This is a genomic window from Thioalkalivibrio sp. AKL8 (assembly GCF_000380525.1).
Lineage (GTDB): Bacteria > Pseudomonadota > Gammaproteobacteria > Ectothiorhodospirales > Ectothiorhodospiraceae > Thioalkalivibrio > Thioalkalivibrio versutus.
In genome coordinates this window covers 518,179-540,500 of sequence record NZ_AQYF01000009.1, presented here as the reverse complement: position 1 = coordinate 540,500, position 22,322 = coordinate 518,179, and the positions used below count along the sequence as shown (strand labels likewise).

23 protein-coding genes and 2 tRNA genes are annotated in these 22,322 nt (G+C 66.9%); 16 read left to right on the top strand and 9 right to left on the bottom strand.

What is annotated here, in order from left to right:
* Positions 1 to 3: 3 nt before the first annotated feature.
* From G335_RS0111890 to G335_RS0111875, 4 genes are all read left to right on the top strand, one after another.
* Complete coding sequence (locus G335_RS0111890; RefSeq protein ID WP_026182119.1) at positions 4 to 675, top strand: membrane integrity-associated transporter subunit PqiC; 672 nt, start codon at positions 4 to 6, stop codon at positions 673 to 675.
* The gene (locus G335_RS0111885; RefSeq protein WP_018145838.1) at positions 672 to 1,181 is read left to right on the top strand and encodes a glutathione peroxidase; all 510 of its coding nucleotides are present in this window, start codon (positions 672 to 674) and stop codon (positions 1,179 to 1,181) included. Before G335_RS0111890 ends, G335_RS0111885 begins: the two co-directional genes overlap by 4 nt.
* On the top strand, positions 1,171 to 1,665 hold the full coding sequence (gene tadA, locus G335_RS0111880; protein ID WP_018145837.1) for a tRNA adenosine(34) deaminase TadA: 495 nt from the start codon (positions 1,171 to 1,173) through the stop codon (positions 1,663 to 1,665). Before G335_RS0111885 ends, tadA begins: the two co-directional genes overlap by 11 nt.
* Before the next feature lie 85 nt (positions 1,666 to 1,750).
* Positions 1,751 to 2,314, top strand: a complete 564-nt coding sequence (locus tag G335_RS0111875; protein ID WP_018145836.1) for an RDD family protein — start codon at positions 1,751 to 1,753, stop codon at positions 2,312 to 2,314.
* Positions 2,315 to 2,365: 51 nt separating this feature from the next.
* Here the strand turns inward: G335_RS0111875 and G335_RS0111870 are convergent.
* A tRNA-Thr gene (locus tag G335_RS0111870) sits at positions 2,366 to 2,441 on the bottom strand.
* Between the two features lie 68 nt (positions 2,442 to 2,509).
* Positions 2,510 to 2,596 (bottom strand) — tRNA-Leu (locus G335_RS0111865).
* A gap of 104 nt (positions 2,597 to 2,700) precedes the next feature.
* Between G335_RS0111865 and queA the strand changes: the two genes are divergently transcribed.
* From queA to secF, 5 genes are all read left to right on the top strand, one after another.
* Entirely contained in the window at positions 2,701 to 3,777 is a 1,077-nt protein-coding gene (gene queA, locus G335_RS0111860) for a tRNA preQ1(34) S-adenosylmethionine ribosyltransferase-isomerase QueA (RefSeq protein WP_018176890.1), read from the top strand.
* A complete protein-coding gene (gene tgt / locus G335_RS0111855; protein ID WP_018145834.1) occupies positions 3,767 to 4,882 on the top strand; it encodes a tRNA guanosine(34) transglycosylase Tgt in 1,116 nt (371 codons plus the stop codon). Before queA ends, tgt begins: the two co-directional genes overlap by 11 nt.
* 83 nt (positions 4,883 to 4,965) lie before the next feature.
* Positions 4,966 to 5,295 carry a preprotein translocase subunit YajC gene (yajC, locus tag G335_RS0111850; protein ID WP_018145833.1) on the top strand — a complete coding sequence of 110 codons (330 nt, stop codon included), beginning with the start codon at positions 4,966 to 4,968 and terminating at the stop codon, positions 5,293 to 5,295.
* A gap of 21 nt (positions 5,296 to 5,316) precedes the next feature.
* The gene (gene secD / locus G335_RS0111845) at positions 5,317 to 7,185 is read left to right on the top strand and encodes a protein translocase subunit SecD (protein ID WP_018176889.1); all 1,869 of its coding nucleotides are present in this window, start codon (positions 5,317 to 5,319) and stop codon (positions 7,183 to 7,185) included.
* Between the two features lie 14 nt (positions 7,186 to 7,199).
* Positions 7,200 to 8,147, top strand: coding sequence for a protein translocase subunit SecF (gene secF, locus G335_RS0111840; RefSeq protein ID WP_018145831.1), 948 nt, complete (start codon positions 7,200 to 7,202; stop codon positions 8,145 to 8,147).
* A 115-nt stretch (positions 8,148 to 8,262) separates the two neighbouring features.
* On the opposite strand, the gene G335_RS0111835 is transcribed toward secF, so the two are convergent.
* The 4 genes from G335_RS0111835 to G335_RS0111820 form a co-directional block, all read right to left on the bottom strand.
* The gene (locus G335_RS0111835) at positions 8,263 to 8,781 is read right to left on the bottom strand and encodes a DUF302 domain-containing protein (protein ID WP_018145830.1); all 519 of its coding nucleotides are present in this window, start codon (positions 8,779 to 8,781) and stop codon (positions 8,263 to 8,265) included.
* A gap of 99 nt (positions 8,782 to 8,880) precedes the next feature.
* Complete coding sequence (locus G335_RS0111830; protein ID WP_231368507.1) at positions 8,881 to 9,432, bottom strand: C40 family peptidase; 552 nt, start codon at positions 9,430 to 9,432, stop codon at positions 8,881 to 8,883.
* The gene (locus G335_RS0111825) at positions 9,410 to 10,210 is read right to left on the bottom strand and encodes a hypothetical protein (protein WP_018176887.1); all 801 of its coding nucleotides are present in this window, start codon (positions 10,208 to 10,210) and stop codon (positions 9,410 to 9,412) included. Before G335_RS0111825 ends, G335_RS0111830 begins: the two co-directional genes overlap by 23 nt.
* Before the next feature lie 117 nt (positions 10,211 to 10,327).
* Complete coding sequence (locus tag G335_RS0111820) at positions 10,328 to 11,890, bottom strand: bifunctional aminoglycoside phosphotransferase/ATP-binding protein (protein WP_018176886.1); 1,563 nt, start codon at positions 11,888 to 11,890, stop codon at positions 10,328 to 10,330.
* A 140-nt stretch (positions 11,891 to 12,030) separates the two neighbouring features.
* On the opposite strand from G335_RS0111820, the gene mrcB reads away from it, so the two are divergent.
* From mrcB to truD, 5 genes are read left to right on the top strand one after another with little or no spacing between them, the layout of a single operon-like run.
* Positions 12,031 to 14,385 carry a penicillin-binding protein 1B gene (gene mrcB, locus G335_RS0111815; protein WP_155986720.1) on the top strand — a complete coding sequence of 785 codons (2,355 nt, stop codon included), beginning with the start codon at positions 12,031 to 12,033 and terminating at the stop codon, positions 14,383 to 14,385.
* Positions 14,382 to 14,954, top strand: coding sequence for a tetratricopeptide repeat protein (locus tag G335_RS0111810; protein ID WP_018176884.1), 573 nt, complete (start codon positions 14,382 to 14,384; stop codon positions 14,952 to 14,954). The genes mrcB and G335_RS0111810 overlap by 4 nt, the downstream gene beginning before the upstream one ends.
* A gap of 19 nt (positions 14,955 to 14,973) precedes the next feature.
* Positions 14,974 to 16,935: an ATP-dependent DNA helicase gene (locus tag G335_RS0111805; RefSeq protein ID WP_018176883.1), complete on the top strand. Its 1,962-nt coding sequence runs from the start codon at positions 14,974 to 14,976 to the stop codon at positions 16,933 to 16,935.
* Entirely contained in the window at positions 16,926 to 17,609 is a 684-nt protein-coding gene (gene tsaB / locus G335_RS0111800) for a tRNA (adenosine(37)-N6)-threonylcarbamoyltransferase complex dimerization subunit type 1 TsaB (RefSeq protein ID WP_018176882.1), read from the top strand. Before G335_RS0111805 ends, tsaB begins: the two co-directional genes overlap by 10 nt.
* Before the next feature lie 14 nt (positions 17,610 to 17,623).
* The gene (gene truD / locus G335_RS0111795; RefSeq protein WP_018176881.1) at positions 17,624 to 18,679 is read left to right on the top strand and encodes a tRNA pseudouridine(13) synthase TruD; all 1,056 of its coding nucleotides are present in this window, start codon (positions 17,624 to 17,626) and stop codon (positions 18,677 to 18,679) included.
* A 7-nt stretch (positions 18,680 to 18,686) separates the two neighbouring features.
* Here the strand turns inward: truD and G335_RS0111790 are convergent, their stop codons facing one another.
* The 3 genes from G335_RS0111790 to G335_RS0111780 all read right to left on the bottom strand — a co-directional run bounded on the left by G335_RS0111790 (position 18,687) and on the right by G335_RS0111780 (position 20,759).
* Positions 18,687 to 19,118 (bottom strand): PAS sensor domain-containing protein, encoded by a 432-nt coding sequence (locus G335_RS0111790; protein WP_018169641.1) that lies wholly within the window; start codon positions 19,116 to 19,118, stop codon positions 18,687 to 18,689.
* A 222-nt stretch (positions 19,119 to 19,340) separates the two neighbouring features.
* Complete coding sequence (locus G335_RS0111785) at positions 19,341 to 19,949, bottom strand: DUF3365 domain-containing protein (RefSeq protein ID WP_018176880.1); 609 nt, start codon at positions 19,947 to 19,949, stop codon at positions 19,341 to 19,343.
* 252 nt (positions 19,950 to 20,201) lie between these two features.
* Positions 20,202 to 20,759 carry a Smr/MutS family protein gene (locus tag G335_RS0111780; RefSeq protein ID WP_018176879.1) on the bottom strand — a complete coding sequence of 186 codons (558 nt, stop codon included), beginning with the start codon at positions 20,757 to 20,759 and terminating at the stop codon, positions 20,202 to 20,204.
* Between the two features lie 110 nt (positions 20,760 to 20,869).
* Here G335_RS0111780 and surE point away from each other — a divergent pair, with 110 nt between their 5' ends.
* Positions 20,870 to 21,640, top strand: a complete 771-nt coding sequence (gene surE, locus G335_RS0111775; RefSeq protein ID WP_018176878.1) for a 5'/3'-nucleotidase SurE — start codon at positions 20,870 to 20,872, stop codon at positions 21,638 to 21,640.
* A complete protein-coding gene (locus G335_RS0111770; protein ID WP_018169643.1) occupies positions 21,630 to 22,295 on the top strand; it encodes a protein-L-isoaspartate(D-aspartate) O-methyltransferase in 666 nt (221 codons plus the stop codon). Before surE ends, G335_RS0111770 begins: the two co-directional genes overlap by 11 nt.
* Positions 22,296 to 22,322: the final 27 nt, after the last annotated feature.

Sequence of the window (22,322 nt, the reverse complement as noted above, 5' to 3'; positions counted from 1 at the left end):
CCGATGACCCGATGGACCCTTCCCGCGCTTCTACTGATGGCCTGGACGCTGGGCGGCTGCACGCTGATTCCCGAGCGCGATGCAGTGGACCGCGCGTGGTTCCTGCTGGAACTCCCGCCCGATCCGGCCCCGCGAATGGCCGAGACGAGCGAACCGCTGGCCGTGGAGCTGGGGTCGGTGCGGGTGGCGCCGGCGTATGGCGGGAAGGGGCTGGTCTACCGACTGGGAGATCACCGCTACGAGTCGGACTACTACAACGAATGGTTCCTGGCGCCGGCGGAGCAGCTCGAGCAGCTGCTGCGGGAACGCTGGACGCGCCACGGGGCGGCCATCGAGCTGGTCGACAACGCCTCCGCTGCGCGCGCGCAGGGGCGTCCGGCCGTGCAATTGCACATCCTGGTGACGGCCCTGTATGGCGATCTCGATACCGCGAATCTGGAAGAGCTGGGCGAGGTGGGTCCCGATGACCCGGTGCGCGGGGTCGGTCGTGTAGGCCTGCGCACCCAGTTGCGCACTGCGGAGCGTTCCCGCCTGGTCCACATGGAGGCACAACACACCATCGACCGGCGTTCGGCGGCGCGCCTGGTCTCCGCGTTGTCGCAGGCGACCGCTGATGTCCTCGCGGAGCTGGAGCACGAACTGCTGCGTGCAGCTGAAGGGGAGGCCCGCGAATGAGCGACGTTTTCGACTTTTCCGCGCCGTTGCCGGAGGGAGGCGAGCAGCCGTTGGCGGACTGGCGGGGCGATGTCCTGCTGATCGTGAATGTCGCGAGCCAGTGTGGTTTTACTCCCCAGTACGAGGGCCTGCAGGCCCTGCACGATCGCTACGCTGAACAGGGGTTCCGGGTGCTGGGCTTCCCCTGCAACCAGTTTGGCGGGCAGGAACCGGGAGACGCGGACCAGATTCGGGCCTGTGGGGTGAAATTCGGGGCCGCGTTCCCGGTATTCGCCAGGATCGAGGTGAACGGGGACGGTGCGCATCCGCTCTACCGGTATCTCAAGGCCCAGGCGCCGGGTGCCCTGGGCACGCAGGGCATCAAGTGGAACTTCACCAAGTTTCTGGTCGGGCGCGACGGCCGCGTGATCGACCGCTTCGCCCCGCAGAAAAAGCCGGCCGACCTGGCGCCCGCGATCGAGGCGGCGCTGGACGAACCACGCCCGAGCGCGGCGAATGGATCCTAGCGGCGCCGGCCCCGCGCCGGATCACGCAGGGGCCGATGACTACTGGATGGAGAAGGCCCTGGAACAGGCCGAACAAGCGGCACAGGTCGGCGAGGTGCCGGTGGGGGCGGTGCTGGTGGCCGCCGATGGCACATGCCTGGCGGCCAGCCACAACGCGCCGATCGGGCTGCACGACCCGACCGCGCACGCCGAAATCCGGGCGCTCCGGGCCGCCGGTGAGCGCCTGGAGAACTACCGGCTCCCGGGTGTGACGCTCTACGTGACCCTTGAACCCTGCAGCATGTGTGCCGGCGCGATGATCCACGCCCGCTTAGCGCGCGTGGTATTCGGTGCCAGCGACCCCCGCACCGGGGCCGCCGGAGGCGCCCTGGAGCTGTTCGGCCACCCCGCGCACAACCACCGCATCGATGTGACAGGTGGAGTGCTCGGGGATGTGGCCGGAGAGCGACTGCGCCGTTTCTTCCGCGCACGGCGGGACAAGTGATGGCGCGCGCGTTTCAGGCGGATGCCAGACCAAGGAGAAGGCCTTCAGATGGGCCCGGGAACGGGCATGACACAAGGAGAGTGAGATGTTCTGTATGCAATGCGGACAGGAAGTCCACCAGGAAGCGCGGTTCTGTCACGGGTGCGGGACGGCGCTAAAGCCGCAGGCGTTGGGCGTCGAGTGCGAGGTTGCGACGCCCCGGGCTTGCGCCCAATACGCCGGCTTTTGGTATCGGGCGCTGGCGTTGTTGATCGACTGGGTGCTCGCCAACATCCTGGGGATGCTGGTCGTGCTGCCCCTGAGCTTTGTCCTGGGCATGACGATGGTGGGCCATGAACCCGAGGTGATTGCTGGCGCCGGGGCCTTGCTGGGGATCGTGATGGGGACGGCTGTGTTCTGGCTTTACTTCACGGTTTTCGAGTCGTCCGGCTGGCAGGCGACACCGGCCAAGCGGATGCTGGGCCTGCGAGTCACGGATGCGGATGGCCAGCGGATCGGCTTCGGGCGAGCCAACGCTCGCTATTGGTCCAAGATCCTCTCCGCCATGACCCTCTACATCGGCTTTCTGATGGTCGCGTTCACCGAACGCAAGCAAGGACTGCACGACATGGTGGCATCCACTCTGGTAGTACGACCGGCCCGGCAATGAGGTGCGGATTGCGGGCGATCCGGCCGGTGCCGGGGTGTTCCCCGAGAAAAATGGAGCCGGCGACAGGAGTCGAACCTGCGACCCTCTGATTACAAATCAGATGCTCTACCAACTGAGCTACACCGGCCTGGTGCCAGGGAAGCATCATTGGATGCTTCCCTGGGGTTTGGGCCTGGCGGCGGGCCCGAGAAAATTTGGTGCCGGGAGCGAGAATCGAACTCGCACTCTGTTGCCAGAACCGGATTTTGAATCCGGCGCGTCTACCAGTTCCGCCATCCCGGCTTGTGGGGCCGTAGTGTAGCGCAGGTTCTCTGCGGCACAAACGGGGCAGAGCGATCTTCGGCACTCCGCGCCGCGTCGAGTGGTGCGTGGTAGGATCGCGCGCCATGCGTGTCGCCGATTTCGATTACGAGCTCCCGCCGGAGCTGATTGCACAGTATCCGCTACCGGACCGGGCGGGTTCGCGCCTGCTGGTCCTGGAGGAAGAGCGGCCGCGGGACGCTCGCTTTGCAGCGATCGAGGATCTTCTGCGGCCGGGTGACCTGCTGGTGCTGAACGATACCCGGGTGATTCCGGCGCGTGTCTTCGGGCGCAAGGAGAGCGGGGGGCAGGTGGAGGTTCTGGTCGAACGAATCGAGTCGCCCGGCCAAGTGCTGGCGATGGTCCGCGCCAGCCGGGCGCCGAAGGTCGGGGCCCGGCTACGCCTGGCGGATGCCTTTACCGTCGAAGTAACCGGCCGCGACGGCCCGTTCTTCCGCCTGGCCCTGGTTGATGCGGACGATGTGCTCGCGTTGTTGCGCGAGCATGGGCACATCCCCCTGCCGCCCTATATCGAGCGCGCCGACGAGGCGCATGATGCCGATCGCTACCAGACGGTGTTCGCGGCGCGCGAGGGCGCGGTTGCCGCCCCCACGGCGGGCCTGCATTTCGATGATGCCCTGCTGGGGCGCCTGCGCTCGGCGGGGGTGGAGACCGCGACGGTGACCCTGCACGTCGGGGCGGGGACCTTCCAGCCGGTGAAGGTCGAGGACACCGCGGCGCACGAGATGCATGCGGAGTGGCTGGAGGTGTCGCCCGAGGCCTGCGCGGCGGTAGCGGCCTGCAAGGCGCGTGGCGGGCGTGTGGTCGCGGTCGGTACGACCTGCGTGCGCTCGCTGGAGACCGCGGCCGCGGGGGGAGAACTGGCGCCGTTCCAGGGCGAGACGCGGCTATTCATCCAGCCGGGGGATCGATTTCGGGTGGTGGACCGGATGGTGACCAATTTTCATTTGCCGCAGAGCACGCTGTTGATGCTGGTGGCGGCATTTGCCGGCTATCGCCGGATCCTGGATGCGTATGCCCACGCGGTGGCACAGCGCTACCGGTTTTTCAGTTACGGCGACGCGATGTGGCTGGCGCCGGGGCAGGGCGATGATCTGCCCCCGAGTATGGCCACCGCCGCGGGAGAGTCCGATGGAGTTTGAGAATCTGGCCGCCGATGGCGCGGCGCGCCGCGGCCGTCTGCACTTCCCGCGCGGGACGGTGGAGACCCCGGCCTTCATGCCGGTGGGAACCTACGGCACGGTCAAGGCGATGACGCCGGAGGAGCTGCGCGAGCTGGGCGCGGAGATCATCCTCGGTAACACCTTCCACCTGATGCTGCGCCCGGGCACCGAGGTGATCCGGGCGCATGGCGACCTGCACGACTTTATGCACTGGGAGGGCCCGATCCTGACCGATTCCGGCGGATTCCAGGTCTTCTCCCTCGCGGAGATGCGCAAGATCAGCGAGGAGGGTGTGCGTTTCCAGTCGCCGGTGGATGGCTCGAAGGTGCTGATGACGCCGGAGTCCTCGATGCAGGTGCAGCGCGAGCTGGGCTCGGACATCGTGATGATCTTCGACGAGTGCACGCCCTATCCGGCGACCGAGGAAGCGGCGCGCCAGTCGATGGAGTTGTCGCTGCGCTGGGCGGCGCGTTCACGCACGGCACACGGTGACAACCCGGCGGCGCTGTTCGGCATCGTGCAGGGCGGGATGTACCCGGACCTGCGGCGGGAGTCGGCCGAGGGGTTACAGGCGATCGGCTTTGACGGTTACGCGATCGGCGGGCTGTCGGTGGGCGAACCGGAGGACGAGCGCCTGCAGACGCTGGATGCCACCCTGCCGCTGCTGCCGCAGGATCGTCCGCGCTACCTGATGGGGGTGGGCCGGCCGGAGGACATCGTCGAGGCCGTGCGACGCGGCGTGGACATGTTCGATTGCGTGATGCCGACCCGCAATGCCCGCAACGGGTTCCTCTATACCCGCGAGGGCGTGCTGCGCATCCGCAATGCGCGCTTCCGCGACGATGTCGGCCCGGTCGATCCGGAATGCGGGTGCTACACCTGTCGCCACTATTCGCGGGCGTATCTGAAGCACCTGGACAAGTGCAACGAGATCCTCGGTTCGCGCCTGGCGACGACCCACAACCTCCATTACTACCAGGATTTGATGCGCGGATTGCGCGAGGCGATCGCGGCCGGCGCCCTGAATGAGTTCGTCGCCGATTTCTACAGTCGACGCGGCATGGCAATCCCGCCTGTGCCATAATCCGCGCGGTATTTTTTCGCTCGCCGGGTGTGGCCCGAGCTCCCCGGTAGCGTCCGAATCTGAACCGAAGACGGAGTGTTTCGATGGACTTTCTGATTTCTGCAGCGCATGCCCAGGAAGGTGGAGCGGCCGGCGGCGGCATGATCGAGTTCCTGATCATGATCGTTATTTTCTTTGCGATCATGTACTTCCTGATCATCCGCCCGCAGAGCAAGCGCGCCAAGGAGCACCGCTCCATGGTCGAGGCCCTGTCCAAGGGCGACGAGATCGTCACCAATGGCGGTGTGGCCGGCAAGATTACCGAAGTCAGCGACGACTTCATCAAGGTCGACATTGCCGACGGCGTGAACGTGGCGGTACAGAAGCAGTCGGTCGCCTCCGTGATGCCCAAGGGCACGCTGAAAGATCTCTAAACGCCCTCCAGGGTTTTTGATATGCGCAATTCCTATCCGGCGTGGCTGTACGCCCTGATCGTCGTGGTCGTTCTGGGCGCGGGGCTGTATGCCGCGCCCAACCTGTTCCCGGAAGACCCGTCGGTGCAGATCGGCAATCCGGTCACCGGCGAGATCGACGGGAACATCCGTGACCTGATGGGCACCATCCTGGGTGCCCAGGGCGTGACGCCGAAACAGGTGGAGGAGCAGGACGATGGGCAGCTACTCCTGCGCTTCGAGACCACCGACGAGCAGTCGCTGGCCGCGGAGATCCTGCGCAATGCCCTGGATGACAACCACACCGTCGCCCTGAATCTGGCCCCGGCGACGCCGAACTGGCTGCGCGCAATCAATGGCCAGCCGATGGCGCTGGGTCTGGACCTGCGCGGCGGGGTGCACTTCCTTATGGAAGTCGATCTGGATGCCGTGATCGGCACGGCGATGGAGCGCTACTCCAACGAGCTGCGCGGGCGGATGCGCGACGAACGTCTGACGTTCGGCACGATCGAGCGCAGTTCCAGTGACCTGACCGTGATGTTCGCGAACGAGGAAAGCCTCGCGGCGGCCGAGAGCTGGCTGACCCGCGAATATCGCGGCGAGCTGGAATGGGAGATCCGTGGGAGCGGCGAAACCACCCGCATGGTGGCCACCCTGAGCGATGACCACCTGACCGAGCTACGCCGCCAGGCCCTGCAGCAGAACATCTCCACCCTGCGTTCGCGCGTGGACGAGCTGGGCGTGGCCGAGCCGATCATTGCCCAGCAGGGCGAGCACCGGATCGTGGTGCAGCTGCCGGGCGTGCAGGACACCGCGCGGGCCAAGGAAGTACTGGGTGCGACCGCCACGTTGGAGTTTCGCCTGGTCTCCGAGGCCGGCGACCCGATGGAGGCCGACCAAACCGGCCGCGCACCGTCCGGGACGCGCCTGTACCACGAGCGTGACGGGACCCCGGTGCTGCTGCAGCGTCAGGTGATGCTCACCGGTGACTATATTACCGACGCCTCTTCCGGGATTGCCCAGGATAGCGGCGGCCCGGCCGTGTTCATCAATCTCGATGGCCAGGGGGCGCGCATCTTTTCGCGCGTGACCTCGGATAACGTGGGCCGCCTGATGGCGTCGGTGTTCATCGAGACGACCACCGAGACGGTGGAGGAAGACGGCGAGCAGGTCATGCGTACCTCGCGCAGCGAAGAGGTCATCAACGTTGCGCGCATTAACGAGCCGCTGGGCCGACGCTTCCAGATCTCGGGTCTGGATACCACGCGTGAGGCGCGCAACCTCGCGCTGCTGCTGCGCGCCGGTGCGCTGGCCGCGCCGATGTCGATTGTCGAGGAACGCACGGTGGGTCCGAGCCTGGGCCAGGAGAACATCGATCGCGGCATGCAGTCGGTGGTGATCGGATTCATCCTGGTGATGATCTTCATGATCCTCTACTACCGCGCCTTTGGACTGATCGCGAACGTGGCGCTGGCACTGAACCTGATCTTCATCGTCTCGGTTTTGTCGATGCTGCAGGCGACCCTGACCCTGCCGGGGATCGCGGGGATCGTGCTGACCGTCGGCATGGCGGTAGACGCCAACGTGCTGATCTTCGAGCGCATACGCGAGGAGATCCGCAACGGACTGTCACCCCAGGCGGCGATTTCGTCGGGCTATGACCGAGCGTTCACTACCATCGCGGACGCCAACGTGACCACGCTGATCGCGGCCCTGGTGCTGTTCCTGTTCGGCACCGGGCCGATCAAGGGCTTTGCCATCACGTTGTCGATCGGGATCATCGCATCGATGTTCACCGCGATCATCGTGACCCGCGCAATCGTCAATCTGACCTACGGGCGCCAGCGTCGACTGACGCGCCTGTCCATCTGAGCGCGGAGAAAACCATGCTTCCGCATCTGAATTTCGCTGAATCGCACATCGATTTCCTCGGCAAGCGCAAGATCACGATCGCGATCTCGCTGGTCCTGATCATTATCTCGGTAGCGCTGCTGGCCACCCGCGGGCTGAACTTCGGGATCGACTTCACCGGGGGGACCCTGGTGGAAGTGGGCTACCCCGAAGCGGTGGAGCTGGATACGATCCGCGAGACCCTGTCGGCGGGCGGCTATGAGGGGGCGCAGGTTCAGACCTTCGGCACCTCGCGCGATGTGCTGATTCGCCTGCCGCCAAGCGAAGACGACGACAACCCGGCGATGTTGTCCAACCGGGTCCTGAACGCCCTGCAGGAAGGTGGGCCGTCTGATCCGGACCTTCGCCGCGTGGAGTTCGTCGGTCCGGCCGTCGGCGAGGAGCTGCGCGAGCAGGGCGGTCTGGCGATGATCTATGCGCTGGCCGGCATCCTGATCTATGTGGCAGTGCGTTTCGAGTGGCGCTTCTCCATTGGATCGGTGCTGGCGCTGGTGCACGACGTGCTGATCACGCTGGGGATCTTCTCGCTGCTGCAGATGGAGTTCGACCTGGGGGTGCTCGCCGCCGTGCTGGCGGTGATTGGCTACTCGCTGAATGACACCATCGTGGTGTACGACCGAATACGCGAGAACTTCCGTGTGCTGCGCAAGCAGAGCACGGAACAGGTGATGAACAATGCGGTGAACAAGACCCTGGCGCGGACCATCGTGACCAGCTTGACCACCCTGCTGGTGTTGCTCTCGCTCGCCATTCTGGGTGGGGCGGCCCTGCAGAACTTCTCGATTGCGCTGATCATCGGGGTGGTCGTCGGGACGTACTCGTCGATCTTCATCGCGGCGACCGCGGCGTTGATGCTGGGTGTGGACCGTCAGGTCCTGCTGCCGGTGAAGAAGGAAGGGGCGGAAGAGGATCAGACGCCCTGACCCGGGTCACGCCTGTCCGAATCACCCTGTCCTAGCCATGCAGGACAGGGGACATAAAAATGCCCGGGGCCGCAAGGCTTCCGGGCATTTTTCGTTGCGACAAAGGCCCTTGGGATCAGAAGGCGAGGGCTTCCTTGATGATGCGCTCGACCAGCTCGTTCACGGCGCGCAGGCTTTCCTTCGAGTCCTTGTCGCCGACTTCGGGAACTGGCGTGTAGCCCATGTAGATTGTGCCCGGTTCCTCGGAGAGCTCGTAGACCGTGATGATGTAGGGGCAGAAGAGCATGTTGTGCGGATCGGCCTCCATGGTCGCGCGCGAGTAGGTGGCGCTGCAGAAGTCGACCGATTGCCCGTTGAGGTAGATGCCTTCGCCGCTTTCCTGTCCGCCGGTGCGGTCCAGCATGTTGGCGATGTAGCCGACGTTGTTGATGACCAGGCCTTCAGCGGCGATGGCCTCTTCGACCATCTCGAAGTAGAAGTCGTATTCGCCTTCGGTCGTGAAGATGACGCGTTCGTCGGTCTCCATGAACGTCTCATAGGCGCTGGCGGTGCCGCCGACGGCGAGACCGAGGCCCAGGCCGATCGCCAGGGCGGAGTGGCGCAAGGTGCGCGAAATACCGGTGAGTGGTTTCATGGTTCCTTCCTCTATTGTGATTCCAGGCCTGGCCAGGATGGGGTTGTATGCGCGCCGTCAGCGGTGGATCCGGCGACGACGGGCGGGCTCTGATCGCGGTCAGTTGAAGAAATGACCGGCAAAGCGGGTTCGGGGCGCCCAGTACGGGTTGTCCAGATGCTCGATGCGAACCTGACCCCGTGCGCTGGGCGCATGCACGAAGCGGCCGTCTCCCACGTAGACCCCGACGTGGTCGATTTGATTCCCGTTAATGGCGAAGAACACCACGTCACCCGGGGTGGGCGGTCCCTCGCGTCGGGTCGCGGCGCGGGCCTGGTCGCGTGTCGTGCGCGGGACGGCGCGCCCGGCCTCGCGGTAGGCCCGCTGGACGAGGGCCGAGCAGTCCAGCCCGGTGGCCTCGGTGCCGCCGTACTGGTACGGGGTATCGAGGTGACCGAGGGCGGTCAGCACGACTTCGGAGCGTTCCAGGCCAGCCTCGGGCGTGGGGCTCATTGGGCCGTCCGCAAGGCCTTCGGGTGTGGCAACGGGCGCGGTGTCCCCTCCGCGGGGTTCGGGGCCCGCACTGCAGGCCGCAAGCAGCAGAAGCCCGGGGCCGGCCAGGGCAAGCGGCAGCCGTCGGCGCCGGGTGTCAGAAAAGATCGCGTTCGGCATAGCTGTCGGGGACGCTGAAGAGTGCGGCGCTGAGGTCGTCGGTGGAGATGCCGGCAAGCCGCGTGGTCACGCCGCCCTTTTCACTGACCTGCAGTGGGATGCCGTCGACGCGCGGCAGCAGGGAGGCGCCCATCTGCGAGGCCATCGGCCCGCCGGCCTCAAGGGCGTTCAGGGACAGCTCGTACAGGCGATCCATCAGGGCGCCCAGGGTCGCGAAATCCGCGCTGCCCAGGCCCAGGGTATCCGGCTCCGTTACGCAGACCGTGCTTTGCACCTGGCCGTCGATCAGCACCTCGTAATCGTCGCAGACGAAGTCCCCGATCTCGCGTTGTTCGCCGGTGGGGCGGGTGTTGATCTCGGCATCGAAACCCTCCGACCCAATGCCCAGCTCCTCCTCGAGCTGCTGGCGCACCTCGGGCGGGAGCTGCTCCATTTGCCGGCGCAGGTCGCTGACCATGTCGGTCATGGCGCGCATCTGCTGGTCCATCACCTCGCGAGTCAGCGGGGTGTAGGTCTGTTCCGTGTCGTCCACGACCGTCAGCTGGTCGGTTCTGGCGTCGAAGAGCATGTAGCCGGAGGTGCCGCTGATGGACTCGTTGAGCTCCATGCGCACGATGTCGCCGCGCACCAGGATCTGGCTCTCCAGTCCTTCGTCGTCGACGTAGTGCAACAGGGCATCGGCCTGGGCGGTGGAGCCGATGGCTAGCAGCCCGCCGACAGCAATGGGCGTGAGGGTGCGGCGGATTCGGTCGAGCGGACCGGGGCGGTGATGATGCATGGGGGCTCCTGCGGGTTCCTGGTCGGGTTCCGGGCTCGAGGGCGAGCGTGCCAGTTCCTGTGTCTCGAAGTTGACGGAGTATCCGGGGTCTGTCTATCGCTGATTGTACGCGGTCGCTCAGGTTGCGACGGGTTGCAGCAATTGGCGGGCGAGCGCGTCCGGATCCAGCGGTGCCTCCGGGGCCACATCGATGCGGCCCTCCTCGGGGGCGGGCCATTCCTGCTGCGGCTGTTGCTGTTCCATCACCTCGACGCCGGCATCCGAGGCATCGAGGCCCGCACGGGTGCGGGCCTCGAGTCGTTCGCGCAGTACTTCGTCACGGGCGCGACAGGCAACCACCGCAAAGCCGGCCGCCTGTTCCAGTGCCAGACGCTGGAACGGGGCGCGCTGGTCCTGGGTCAGGAAGGTGGCGTCGACCACCACGGTCAGGCCGAGCGCCAGCAGGCGTTGGGCGCGCTCGCGCAGATGGCCGTAGATCTGGGCCCGGGCGTCGGCACTGTAGGAGACGGCGTCGGACATGCGTTTGCGTTCGATATCCGAGCGCAGGCGCACGGCGCCCAGGGCTTCGATGATCTGTGTGCTGATCACGGTCTTGCCGCTGCCGGAGACGCCATGCATCAGGATCAGGCGGGGGGATCCAGGTTCGGTCAGGCGCTCGGCGAGGGCTAGATAGCGGCCCATCTCCGCCTGGTGGGCCGCCTGTTCGTCGGAAGGGAGCTGCGCCTCGGCCCCGTGAATGCCCTGGACCTTGGCCCGGATGAGTGCGCGGTAGACCTGGTACAGCGGCAGGAGCGCGAGACCGTCGAAGTCTTCGCGCCCGTCGAGGTAGGCGTTGAGTAGCCGCCAGGCGTGGGCGCGCGACTGACGGGCCAGGAGATCCATGGTGGTGAAGGCGACCTCGGAGATCACGTCGATCCAGCGCAGGGCGGGGTCAAACTCGATCGCGTCAAAGGCGACCGGCACTTCCTCGCCGTTCTCGTCATCGACATAGACCAGGTTGCCCAGGTGCAGGTCGCCATGGCCATGGCGCACGAAACCCGCGTCATGCCGAGCGTCAAGTGTAGCCTTCAATCGATGGATTTCCGATCGCGTCCACTGTTCCAGCCGTTCCAGGCGTGCCCGGTCCGACGCACCACGAACGGTCTCGTTCAGGGCCGGAAAGTTGTCCAGCATCGGTTGGGTGGCGGCCTCTGCGGTGCCGTACTCGGACTGCGCATCGGTGCGTTCGGTGCGTTCGTGGAAGGCGGCGATGTAGTGGCCCAGGGCATCCATGGCGGCGGCGGGCAGTTGGCCCTTGTCCAGAAGGTGGTCCAGCTGCCGTTTGCGGTCGAACCGGCGCATATGCACGGCGTAGTCGAGGATGGGCCCCTCGCCGTTGATGACGGGGTGGGCATCGTCGCCATTGAGGGTGGCAACCTCCAGGTAGATCTGGGGTGCCAGACGGCGATTGACCTCCAGCTCGGTCTCGCAGTAGTGCTGGCGAGCCTCGAGGGTGGAGAAGTCGAGGAAACCGAGGTTCAGCGGCTTCTTGAACTTGTAGGCGTCCTCGCCCGCGAGGATGACCGTGGAGATGTGGGTTTCGATGGTGCGCACGGTGTCGGCATCCGGCACCGGGGCGGGAAATCCGCGGTCCGCGACCAGTTGGTGCAGGCGCTTGTGGTGCTGTTCCAGTTCGGTCATCGGGGCTCCGCAGTAGGCCGTGGGGGTGTTGGGCATCGGGAGCCGGGTCTTTTTCCCGGAATCGCCGGCCATGCACCCGTTTTCGCTTACGCATCAGGTTACCATTGCTGCCGTTTCGGTCACCTCGCCCATCACACGCCATGCCGCGAAAAGCCACTACACGTCCCCGCAAGCGAAGCGCGCCCCGAAGGGGCCGACTCCGGCGCCTGTTCGGCGCGGGCAGCTGGACCCTGGCGGGGCTGCTGCTCGCTGGCCTTACGGTGGGTGGCATCTATGTACATCAACTTGACCGCGAGATTCGTGAGCGGTTCGAGGGGCAGCGTTGGGCGCTGCCGGCGCGGGTGTATGCGCGTCCCCTGGAGCTCTATGCGGGGCGGCCGTTGACCGCGGATGCGCTGGAGACCGAGCTGCGCGCCCTGAACTATCGCCAGACCCCGGATGGCGCCGGGCCCGGCGAGTTCCGCATCGAAGGCAGTAGCGCGCGCCTGACCACCCGGCCGTTTACCTTTGGGGATGGTCGGGAGCCGGCGCATTCGGTGCGGGTGCGCCTGTCCGAGGGCCGCGTAGAGTCGGTCGCCGAGCAGTCCAGTGGGCGCAATGTGGACCTGATGCGGGTGGAGCCGCTGCTGATTGGGAGTATCTATCCGACCCACGGGGAGGACCGTATCCTGGTCGATATTGACGAGGTGCCGCGCGAGCTGATCGGGGCCTTGCTGGCGATCGAGGACCGCCGCTTCATGTCCCATCGGGGGGTGGACCCGGTCGGCATCGGGCGGGCCGCGGTCGCGAACCTGCGGGCCGGACGCACGGTGCAGGGTGGCAGCACCCTGACCCAGCAGCTGGTGAAGAATTTCTACCTGACCCGTGACCAGACGCTGACGCGCAAGCTGAACGAAGCGGTGATGGCCCTGTTGCTGGAGCACCGCTATGACAAGCGGGAGATCCTCGAGGCCTACCTGAACGAGGTGTTTCTGGGGCAGACCGGTGAACGGGCGATCCACGGCTTCGGTCAGGCTGCGCAGTTCTACTATCAGCGCCCGTTGAACGAGTTGCGGCTGGACCAGCTGGCGCTGCTCGTGGGGCTGGCGCGCGGGGCCAGTTACTATGACCCCCGACGTTATCCGCAGCGTACCACGCAGCGCCGGGACCGGGTGCTGGAGGCGATGGCCGAGACCGGACTGGCGGAACGCGACCGGGTGGACCGGGCGCTGGCGACGGCGCTGGATGTTTCCCCGGTCATGCCGGAAGGGCGCAGCCGCTTTCCGGCGTTTCTGGATCTGGTGCGCCGGGAGCTGCGTACGGATTACGCGGACGAGGACCTGCGCAGTGAGGGCCTGCGGATCTTCACGACCATGGACCCGGTCGTCCAGATGCGTCTCGAGGAACGGCTGGTACGCGGCGTGGACGACCTGGTCCGGCGTCGCGGGGGCGGCACCGACCTCGAAGATCTGCAGGCCGCGGCCGTCGTGACCGACCCGCAGGCTGGCGAGGTGCTGGCGGTGGTTGGGGATCGCAACCCGCGTTATCCCGGCTATAACCGGGCGGTGGAGGCCCAGCGGCAGGTCGGTTCGGTGATCAAGCCGTTCGTGTACCTCGCGGCTCTGACCAACCCGAACCGATACACCCTGGCGACGCTCCTCGACGACAGCCCGCTGACCCTGCAGCTGCCGCATGGCGAGCCCTGGACGCCACGCAATTTCGACCGCGAACACCGGGGGCCGGTGACCGCGTGGGAGGCCCTGGTGCAGTCCTACAACATCGCTACGGTGCGTCTGGCCGAGGATATCGGGATCTCGCAGGTGGTCAGCTTGCTGCAGACGCTGGGTCTGCAGCGCACGCCGGCCCCGCTGCCGTCGCTGGCGCTGGGTGCGATCGAGCTCTCGCCACTGGAGGTGGCCGGGCTCTATCAGGCCCTGGCGAACGGTGGCTATGCGACCGAAACCCGGGTGATCCGCGACGTGCTGGATCAGGACGACGAGATGCTCTCGCACTACGGGCTGTCCCTGCAGGGCGCGGTGTCGGATGGTGCGGTGCGTTTGCTGACCCACGCGCTGCATGACGTGACCCGGGAAGGTACTGGGAGCCGGATCAATGCGCGCCTGAACGGTGAGGTCGTGGCCGGGAAGACCGGAACCACCAACAACTTTCGCGACAGCTGGTTTGCGGGTTTTGATGATCGCCATGTGGCGGTGGTCTGGCTGGGTATGGACGATAACCGTCCCACCGGCCTGACCGGTGGGGTGTCCGCCGCGCCGGTGTGGGCGGAGATCATGGCGGGGATCGGGGTGCAATCCCTGCGCCTGGAGGGCCACCCCGGCATCGACTATCAGGGGGTCGATCTTGCCTCCGGGTTGCGTGTGGAAAGCGATGATCACGCCTGCGAGTCGGTGAAGAGGCTGCCGTTCTGGCAGAATTCGAGCCCCGAGACACGCGCCGAGTGTGATCTGCGCAGTGATTCCAGCCCGCAAGGCTGGTTCGAGAGGCTATTCCGGTGAAGATGTTGTGTACCGCACGATCCCCGTTTCGCGGCGCGCTGTCCGCTGGTTCGGCATGGCGCCCGGCGCAGTGGCTGGGTGCTGTTGCGCTGGCCGCGCTGCTCGCCGCCTGTGCGACGCCGGCGCCCCGGGATGCGAGTGCCCCGGCGCCCGACGACGGGGATATCACCGGGGAGGATGCAGCGCCCAGCGAAGATCGGGCCGAACCCCGTGAGCCGGAACGCGCGGCGACACCCGCCGCGGCCCTGAACCTGGCCCAGCAGGCCGAGTCCGCGCGCCAGGCCGGGGACACCGCGCGAGCGGAGCAGCGTCTAGAGCGCGCCTTGCGGATCGCGCCGCGGGATGCCGGGCTGTGGCACCAGATGGCCGCGCTGCGCATGGAACAGGGGCGCTATCAGCAGGCCGAGCGGCTGGCCGGTCGTTCGTTGCAGATGGTGGGCGCTGGAGACCGCGAACTGGCCCTGCAGAATTGGCGACTGATCCTGAAGGCCCGCGAGGCGCAGGGCGACGCGGCCGGGGCCGACGAGGCCCGCGAGGCGATCCGCCGCCTGGAAGCCGACATTGTCTGACTCGTCGAACGCGGTAACGGTGGAGTCGGCGGCGGTACGGGCCCTGAGCCCGGGCGGGGATCTGGCCACCGCGGTCGAAGGCTTCCGTCCGCGCGAGCCACAGCAACGCATGGCCGTGGCGGTGGAAGAGACGCTGGCGACAGCGCCCACCGCCCTGCTGGTCGAGGCGGCGACCGGGGTCGGCAAGACCTTCGCATATCTCGTGCCGATCCTGCAGTCGCGCCGGCGTGCCCTGATCTCCACCGGAACCAAGACCCTGCAGGACCAGCTCTTCGAGCGCGACCTGCCGGTGGTCTGCGAGGCCCTGGGATACCGCCCGCGGGCTGCGCTGCTGAAGGGCCGCGCCAACTATCTGTGCCACTACCGCCTGGAACTGGCCGCGGCCGAGGCCGGGGGTGCGACCGGCAGCCCCGTGCGCCGCGAGCAGTTGCCGGTCATCGAGGCCCTGCAGCGGTTTGCGCGTACAAGCCCTACCGGCGACCTGGGGCAGGCCGGGATCCTCGCGGAGGACTCCAGGTTGTGGCCGCAGGTCACCTCGACCGTGGACAACTGCCTGGGAGGGGAATGCCCGAGCTACAACGACTGCTTCGTGGTGCAGGCCCGCAAGCGGGCACAGGAGGCCGACGTGGTGGTGGTCAATCATCACCTGCTGCTCGCGGATATGGCCCTGAAAGAAGAGGGCTTCGGCGAACTCCTGCCGGAGGTCGACGCGGTGATTGTCGACGAGGCTCATCAGCTGCCGGATATCGCCGGGTCGTTTTTTGGCATTGCGGTCGGCACGCGCGCGTTGCGCGAACTGGCACGGGACACCCGGCGCGAGCAGGAACAGCATGCCCCGGAGATGCTGGATATCCGCCAGCGCATCGCGGAGCTGGAGGCGAGTGTGGCCGAGTTGCTGGATGCCTCGCGCACCTGGGAGGGCCGCTCCAGCTGGGATACGGTCAGTCCCGGCGGCGAGCTCGATCCGTTGCTGGATCGGCTCGACACGAACCTCGGTTTTGTCGGCGACGCGCTGGAGGCCGCGGCCGCACGGGCACCAGGCCTGGAGCAGCTGCGCGGGCGCAGCGCCCTGTTGCTGGAACGCCTGCGCGACTGGCGCGAGGAGACCCCGGACACGGTGGCCTGGGCGGAGCGTTTCAGTCAGAGCCTGATCTTGCACCGGACACCGCTGGATGCGGCACGGCCGCTGGCACAGCGGCGCGCCGCGCGGCCGGCGGCGTGGATTTTTACCTCGGCCACCCTGGCGGTGGGCGAGGACTTCGGCCATGCGGCGCGCCGACTCGGCCTGCCGGCCGATGTTGCAAGCGAACGCCTGGACAGCCCGTTCGATTTCCCCAATCAGGCCTGCCTGGTCCACCCACAGCCCCCGCTGCCCAATCCGAACGACCCGGGCTATACCCGCGCCTGCATCGCCTGGGCCTGGCCGCTGCTGCGTGACAACCCGGGCGGCGGATTCTTCCTGTTTACCAGCCATCGCGCATTGCAGGAAGCGGCGGCGATCCTGCGTGCGGAGTTGCCGGCCGATCGCGAACTGCTGGTGCAGGGCGAGCAGCCGCGGGGCGACCTGCTGGCGCGTTTTCGCGAGTCGGGCAATGCGTGGCTGCTGGGGGCGCACAGTTTCTGGGAAGGCGTCGACATCCGCGGCGAGGCACTGTCGGTGGTGATCATTGATCGTTTGCCGTTTGCCGCGCCGAATGACCCGGTGCTGCAGGCCCGCGCGTCCGCGCTGGAGGCGGAGGGGCGTTCCCCGTTCATGGAATTCACCCTGCCGCAGGCCGTGCTGGCGCTGAAACAGGGCGCGGGGCGGCTGATTCGGGACGCCGACGATGCGGGCATCCTCGCCTTGTGTGATCCGCGGCTAACCGGAAAATCCTACGGCCGGCGCTTTCTGGCCAGCCTGCCGGCGTTTCACCGGACGCGGGAGCCGGCCGCCGCGCTGCGTTTTCTCGCGCATGCCCGGGGACGCAACATATGCGCTTGATCGCACTGGAGACCGCTTCCGAACAGTGTTCGGCAGCCCTTTATCTTGATGGCGAGATCCATTGTGTGCGCGAGCGCGCGGCGCGCCGGCATGGCGAGCTGATCCTGGGGCAGATCGAGCAATTGCTGCGCGAGGCGGACGTGCCGCGCAGCAGTCTGGATGGCGTGGCCGTCGGACGGGGGCCGGGTGCGTTTACCGGTGTACGCCTGGGGCTGGGCGTGGCGCAAGGGATTGCCTTCGCCCTGGACCGCCCGGTGGTTCCCGTCTCCACGTTGCAGGCGCTGGCCCAACAGGCGCTGCGCGACGATCGCCGGCCGGCGGCCGTGCTTGCGGCGCTGGATGCACGCATGGGGGAGGTGTACTGGAGCCTTTGTCCGGTTCAGGGCGAGCGCGTGGGCCTTGGGCCGGAGCAGGTGGCCGCACCGGAGAGCCTGGTCGTGGCCTGGCCGGTGGGCGAGCGCTATGGGCTGGGGTCGGCCTTCGCCACCTTCCCCGATCTGGCCGCCGCGCAGGGGCTGGCGAGCGAGGCGGTGGACGCCGACGCGTTGCCCGACGCGCGCGAGGTTGCGCTGCTGGCAGTGGATGCCTGGGAGCGCGGCGAGGCGGTGGCGCCTGAAGACGCGCAGCCGGTCTATGTGCGCGACGATGTTGCCCGGCCGGCATCCCCCCGATGAGTCAGGAGCCCGAGATGAACGCGACACCCTACCCCTGGCGCCCGCCACTGACCGCGATGATCAAGGCGTGCCCGGAAGATTTCCGGGTTGAGGAATTGCCGGCAACGACGCCCGAAGGTGAGGGGGAACATGTCTGGCTGGAGATCGAGAAGCGCCTGCTGAACAGCGAGGACGTGGCGGTCTGGCTGGCGCGCGAGTCGGGCGCAGGCCGGGGCAAGGTCAGCTACGCCGGGCGCAAGGACCGCCAGGCGGTGACGCGCCAGTGGTTCAGCGTGCAATGCCCGCCGGAGTCCGAGCTGGATTGGACGTCCCGTGCCGAGGCCTGGAATGCCGCCCAGGAAGGCGGGGAGGAGGCGGGCCGGATGCGGGTGCTGCAGATCGCCCGCCATGCGCGCAAGCTGCGTACTGGGCACCTGGCGGGCAATCGCTTCGAGATCCGTCTGGGTGATGTGCAGGGCGATCGCGCGGCCGCGGAACAGATCCTCGAGGCGATCCGTAGCGGGGGGATCCCCAACTACTTCGGGGCGCAACGCTTTGGCCGCGACAACCTGGCCAAGGCGCGGGCCTGGCTGGGGGGCGGTCGCGCGCCGCGCAGCCGCAACCAACGCAGTCTGCTCTTGTCCGCCGCCCGTTCCGCGATCTTCAACGCGGTACTGGCCGAGCGGGTCCGCCGCGGCGACTGGGACCGGTTGCTGCCGGGCGACGTGGCCAATCTCGAAGGCTCGGGCAGCGTGTTTCCGGTGGCGGAGGTGGATGCCGAGCTGGAGGCGCGCGCTGCCCGGCTGGATCTCCATCCGACGGGGCCGCTATGGGGCAAGGGTGCGATGCAGACGGAAGGCGAGGTCGAGGCACTGGAGACGGCGATGGCCGCTGGCGAGCCGGCGTTGGCGGAAGGACTGGCCAAGGCGGACGTGAAGGCGGCGCGGCGCGCGCTGCGCATGGTGCCAGGCGCCGTGGAGTGGCGCTGGGAGGGGCATGACCTGTGGCTGACGCTGGAGCTGGGTGCCGGGGAGTATGCGACCGGTGTGCTTGAGGCGATCTGCGTCCCGCGGGCAGCGGATCGCGCCTGAGTCGGCGTCAGGCGGAGTTCTTGAGCTTGCGTTCGGCGCGTTCGGCGCGCTGCTCGGCTTCCACGCGGTCGGTGATGTCTTTCTGGATACCGATGTAGTAGGTGAGTCGGTCTTCGTCGTTGAACACCGGGGTCAGTGAGAGCTCGTTCCAGAACAGGCTGCCGTCCTTGCGGTAGTTGCGCAGGGTCACGCGGCAGGGCCGGTTTTCGTCGATGGCCGCACGAATCTCCTGGCGCACGTCCTGGTCGGTATCCTCGCCCTGCAGGAAGCGGCAGTCGCGGTAGAGGATCTCCTCGGAGCGATAGCCGGTCAGTTCCTCGAAGGCACGATTCACGTAGATCAGGATGTTGTCGTCGCCCTCGCGCTCGGCGATGACGATGCCGTCATTGGAGGCATCCACGGCGAGGGCAAGCAGTTCGGCATCTATGGTTCGCGTCATATAAGGTGTTTCGGTCGGGTCTGCGGGTCGTGCGCGCGGAGGGGCGTTTTTCTGGCGCCCCTCTCGGCTTCCATGCCACGAAAATAGCACGTTCCGGTGCGGTTGTGCTCAAGAATGGAGCCTGTGGCGGGTGCTTCGGGATCGTCCCGGCCACAAAAAAGGCCGCCCGGAGGCGGCCTCTTCCGATGGACCCGGGACTCGGGCCCGATGGTCCCGGAATGCCTACATTTCCTGGGTCACGGTGAAGGCACCGCGCACGTCACCCTCGCGGAAGCCGGTGGCCTGATCGTCGGGGTAGAGACGTTCCAGCGCGTGCTTCACGTCGCCACTGACGTCGGAGCCGTGGCAGGCCAGGCAGGCGCCGCCGGTCGGGATGGCCGCCATGAAGCGGAATTTCGGGTCACCATCATCGGATTCGACCACGCCAAAGCGCGGCGGCAGATCCGTGGCTGGAGTGCCAGCCGCATGCTGGGCCTCGAAACCCTGCAGGGTCAGGCGTTCCCAGCGGTCGGGGGCGTTGTCCTGGTTGCGCAGCTTCAGGCTGGTTCGGCCGATCTCGATGCCGGTTTCCGCCGAGATGTCACGCGCAATTGCGGGGGCGCGCTCGTTGCACACCTGGATCGCCTCGGTGGGCCCGCCGGACTGCATGGCGGACATCAGTTCGCCCTGGAGCGTGCTGGCAAACTTCTGAATGGCGTCGCGATTGGCAGCGATGCGCTCTTGCAGGTCGTCCTGAGAGAGCTGCGGCATGCTGTCTGCGCCCGCTTGGCCGCTGGCGGCAGAGAAGGCGATCAGGCCGAGGGCCAGGGGGGCAAGCTTCCAGTTCTTCATGGCAAATACCTCGTAGTGCAGAGTCCGTTGCGTCCTGTGTCTGTACAAGACTTGTACAAATCATGGACCGATCGTGGATAAAGCGCAAGGTCGGTGTTCACCAAATGATAGATGAATCCGGGTCAGGATTCCGGGGTCCGCCTTGCGAGTCTGGATCCAGTCTAAGCATCCAAATCGCAAAATGCGAATATATCGAATGGCGCATGTGAGGGCGCCGTTTGTCGGGTGAAAGATGGTCTCTGGATGCGGCTTTCAGCGCCCGGGATCCGGGCTCCGGGACCGCTTGAGGAGGACATACACGGCACCGGTGCCGCCGTCGGTCGGCCGCGCGGAGCAGAACGCAAGGACATCGTCGCGCTGGCGCAGCCAGTGGTCGGTCAGCCCCTTGAGTACCGGGCCCTTGTGGCGTGAACGCAGGCCCTTGCCGTGCACGATCCGTACGCACAGCGCGCCGCCCCGGCGGGCATCGTCAAGGAACAGGCCAATCGCGCGGCGCGCCTCCTCGGCGAACAGGCCGTGCAGGTCGATCTCGTCCTGTACGCGGTAGTGTCCGCCCCGCAGCTTGCGGAACACGCGCGGGCTGATGCCGGGGCGGGCAAAGCGGAGTTCATCGCCCGGTTGCAGATCGGCGGCGTTCAGCGGATCGCTCAGCCAGTCGGCGTGGGCGCGCGCCTCGTCGGCCTCTCGCTGGCGTGCCCGGGCTGTGGGAGGCGGGGGACGGACATCGGCCTGATCACTGTGCAGCCGTCGCACGTTGCCAACGGCCTGCAGGAATTCGTCGAAATCGTTGGGATCATCCCCGGAGTTCATGGCAGGATACTCGCACTTTTCGGGGGGCGGGCGCGATCGAGTCGATTCGAGAGCGTCTCCCTGGACGGTTTCCAGTATATTGAACGCCCTCCCAACGGCCCTGTTCCTGCATGCGCATTCTGGTTAGCAACGACGATGGAATTCACGCCCCGGGCATCCAGTGCCTGGCGACGCATCTGCGGCGGATTGCCGAGGTGCACGTGGTGGCCCCGGACCGGGATCGCAGCGGCGCCAGCAACAGCCTGACGCTGGTGCGGCCGCTGCGGGCGCGTCATCTCCAGGGCGGTGATGTACAGGTCGACGGTACCCCGACGGACTGCGTGCACCTGGCGATCACCGGATTGTTGCAGCAGGAGCCGGATGTGGTCATCTCCGGGATCAATGCCGGTGCGAACATGGGCGACGACGTGCTGTATTCCGGCACGGTGGCAGCTGCGATGGAAGGACGTTTTCTGGGGCTCCCGTCGATTGCGGTGTCGCTGGTGGGTCCGGATCTGCAGCACTACGATGCTGCGGCAAGCGTCGTGGTCGAATTGCTGGACCGCATCAACCGTGTGCCACTGCCGGCGGCCACGATCCTGAATGTGAATGTCCCCGATCTGCCGCGCTCGGAGATCCGTGGTGTGCAGGCCACGCGCCTGGGGCATCGCCATCGGGCGGAACCGATGATCGCGGACGAGGACCCCCGCGGGCGCCCGATCTACTGGGTCGGGCCGGCCGGGTCGGAGCAGGATGCCGGCCCGGGTACCGACTTCCACGCGGTGCGCGAGGGCTACGTCTCGGTGACGCCGATCCAGGTGGACCTCACGCGCTTTGACGCCATCGACACGGTGGGACGCTGGCTGGACGACTCGCTTCCGGAGGCTGGACATGGTTCCTGACGCCACCGGCGCCGGCCTGACCTCGCAACGTGCCCGTGACCGACTGGTGCGGTTGCTGGAGGGGCAGGGGATCCGCGACCCGCGAGTACTGGAGGCGATCCGTTCGATTCCGCGCCACCTGTTTGTGGAGGAGGCGCTGAGCCATCGCGCCTACGAAAACACGGCGTTGCCGATCGGACATCGCCAGACCATCTCCCAGCCCTTTATCGTCGCGCGCATGACCGAGGCACTGCTTGAGGGCGAGCGCCCCCGGACGGTCCTGGAGATCGGGACCGGCTCCGGCTATCAGGCGGCGGTCCTGGCGCAGATCGTGGATCGGGTGTTCTCGGTGGAACGCATTCAGGCGCTCAGCCGGAACGCCCGCGAACTGTTGAGCCGTCTGGGCATCAATAACGTCAATCTTCGGCACAGTGACGGGGCCGACGGCTGGCCGGACAAGGCGCCGTTCGACGGCATCATCCTGACCGCAGCGCCGAAGGAGGTCCCCGAGGCGTTACTGACCCAACTGGCGCTGGGCGGGCGCCTGGTCGCGCCCGTGGAAGGCCCGGACGGGCGTCAGCAGCTGGTGCGCTATACCCGGACGGAAGAGGCCTATGTGCGCGATATCCTGGACGCGGTGATGTTCGTGCCGATGCTTCCGGGGGCCGAGCAATGACGGCGGACCGTGCAGGTCGAGGCTTTT

Coding starts and splice junctions, on each gene's coding strand:
- G335_RS0111830 (WP_231368507.1), bottom strand. CDS start 9,432: ATGCCGAACGCGATCTTTTCTGACACCCGGCGCCGACGGCTGCCGCTT.
- mrcB (WP_155986720.1), top strand. CDS start 12,031: ATGCCGCGAAAAGCCACTACACGTCCCCGCAAGCGAAGCGCGCCCCGA.
- G335_RS0111790 (WP_018169641.1), bottom strand. CDS start 19,118: ATGACGCGAACCATAGATGCCGAACTGCTTGCCCTCGCCGTGGATGCC.
- G335_RS0111820 (WP_018176886.1), bottom strand. CDS start 11,890: ATGACCGAACTGGAACAGCACCACAAGCGCCTGCACCAACTGGTCGCG.
- tadA (WP_018145837.1), top strand. CDS start 1,171: ATGGATCCTAGCGGCGCCGGCCCCGCGCCGGATCACGCAGGGGCCGAT.
- G335_RS0111825 (WP_018176887.1), bottom strand. CDS start 10,210: ATGCATCATCACCGCCCCGGTCCGCTCGACCGAATCCGCCGCACCCTC.
- queA (WP_018176890.1), top strand. CDS start 2,701: ATGCGTGTCGCCGATTTCGATTACGAGCTCCCGCCGGAGCTGATTGCA.
- tgt (WP_018145834.1), top strand. CDS start 3,767: ATGGAGTTTGAGAATCTGGCCGCCGATGGCGCGGCGCGCCGCGGCCGT.
- G335_RS0111770 (WP_018169643.1), top strand. CDS start 21,630: ATGGTTCCTGACGCCACCGGCGCCGGCCTGACCTCGCAACGTGCCCGT.
- G335_RS0111885 (WP_018145838.1), top strand. CDS start 672: ATGAGCGACGTTTTCGACTTTTCCGCGCCGTTGCCGGAGGGAGGCGAG.
- truD (WP_018176881.1), top strand. CDS start 17,624: ATGAACGCGACACCCTACCCCTGGCGCCCGCCACTGACCGCGATGATC.
- G335_RS0111835 (WP_018145830.1), bottom strand. CDS start 8,781: ATGAAACCACTCACCGGTATTTCGCGCACCTTGCGCCACTCCGCCCTG.
- yajC (WP_018145833.1), top strand. CDS start 4,966: ATGGACTTTCTGATTTCTGCAGCGCATGCCCAGGAAGGTGGAGCGGCC.
- G335_RS0111785 (WP_018176880.1), bottom strand. CDS start 19,949: ATGAAGAACTGGAAGCTTGCCCCCCTGGCCCTCGGCCTGATCGCCTTC.
- G335_RS0111875 (WP_018145836.1), top strand. CDS start 1,751: ATGTTCTGTATGCAATGCGGACAGGAAGTCCACCAGGAAGCGCGGTTC.
- G335_RS0111780 (WP_018176879.1), bottom strand. CDS start 20,759: ATGAACTCCGGGGATGATCCCAACGATTTCGACGAATTCCTGCAGGCC.
- surE (WP_018176878.1), top strand. CDS start 20,870: ATGCGCATTCTGGTTAGCAACGACGATGGAATTCACGCCCCGGGCATC.
- G335_RS0111890 (WP_026182119.1), top strand. CDS start 4: ATGACCCGATGGACCCTTCCCGCGCTTCTACTGATGGCCTGGACGCTG.
- tsaB (WP_018176882.1), top strand. CDS start 16,926: ATGCGCTTGATCGCACTGGAGACCGCTTCCGAACAGTGTTCGGCAGCC.
- secF (WP_018145831.1), top strand. CDS start 7,200: ATGCTTCCGCATCTGAATTTCGCTGAATCGCACATCGATTTCCTCGGC.
- secD (WP_018176889.1), top strand. CDS start 5,317: ATGCGCAATTCCTATCCGGCGTGGCTGTACGCCCTGATCGTCGTGGTC.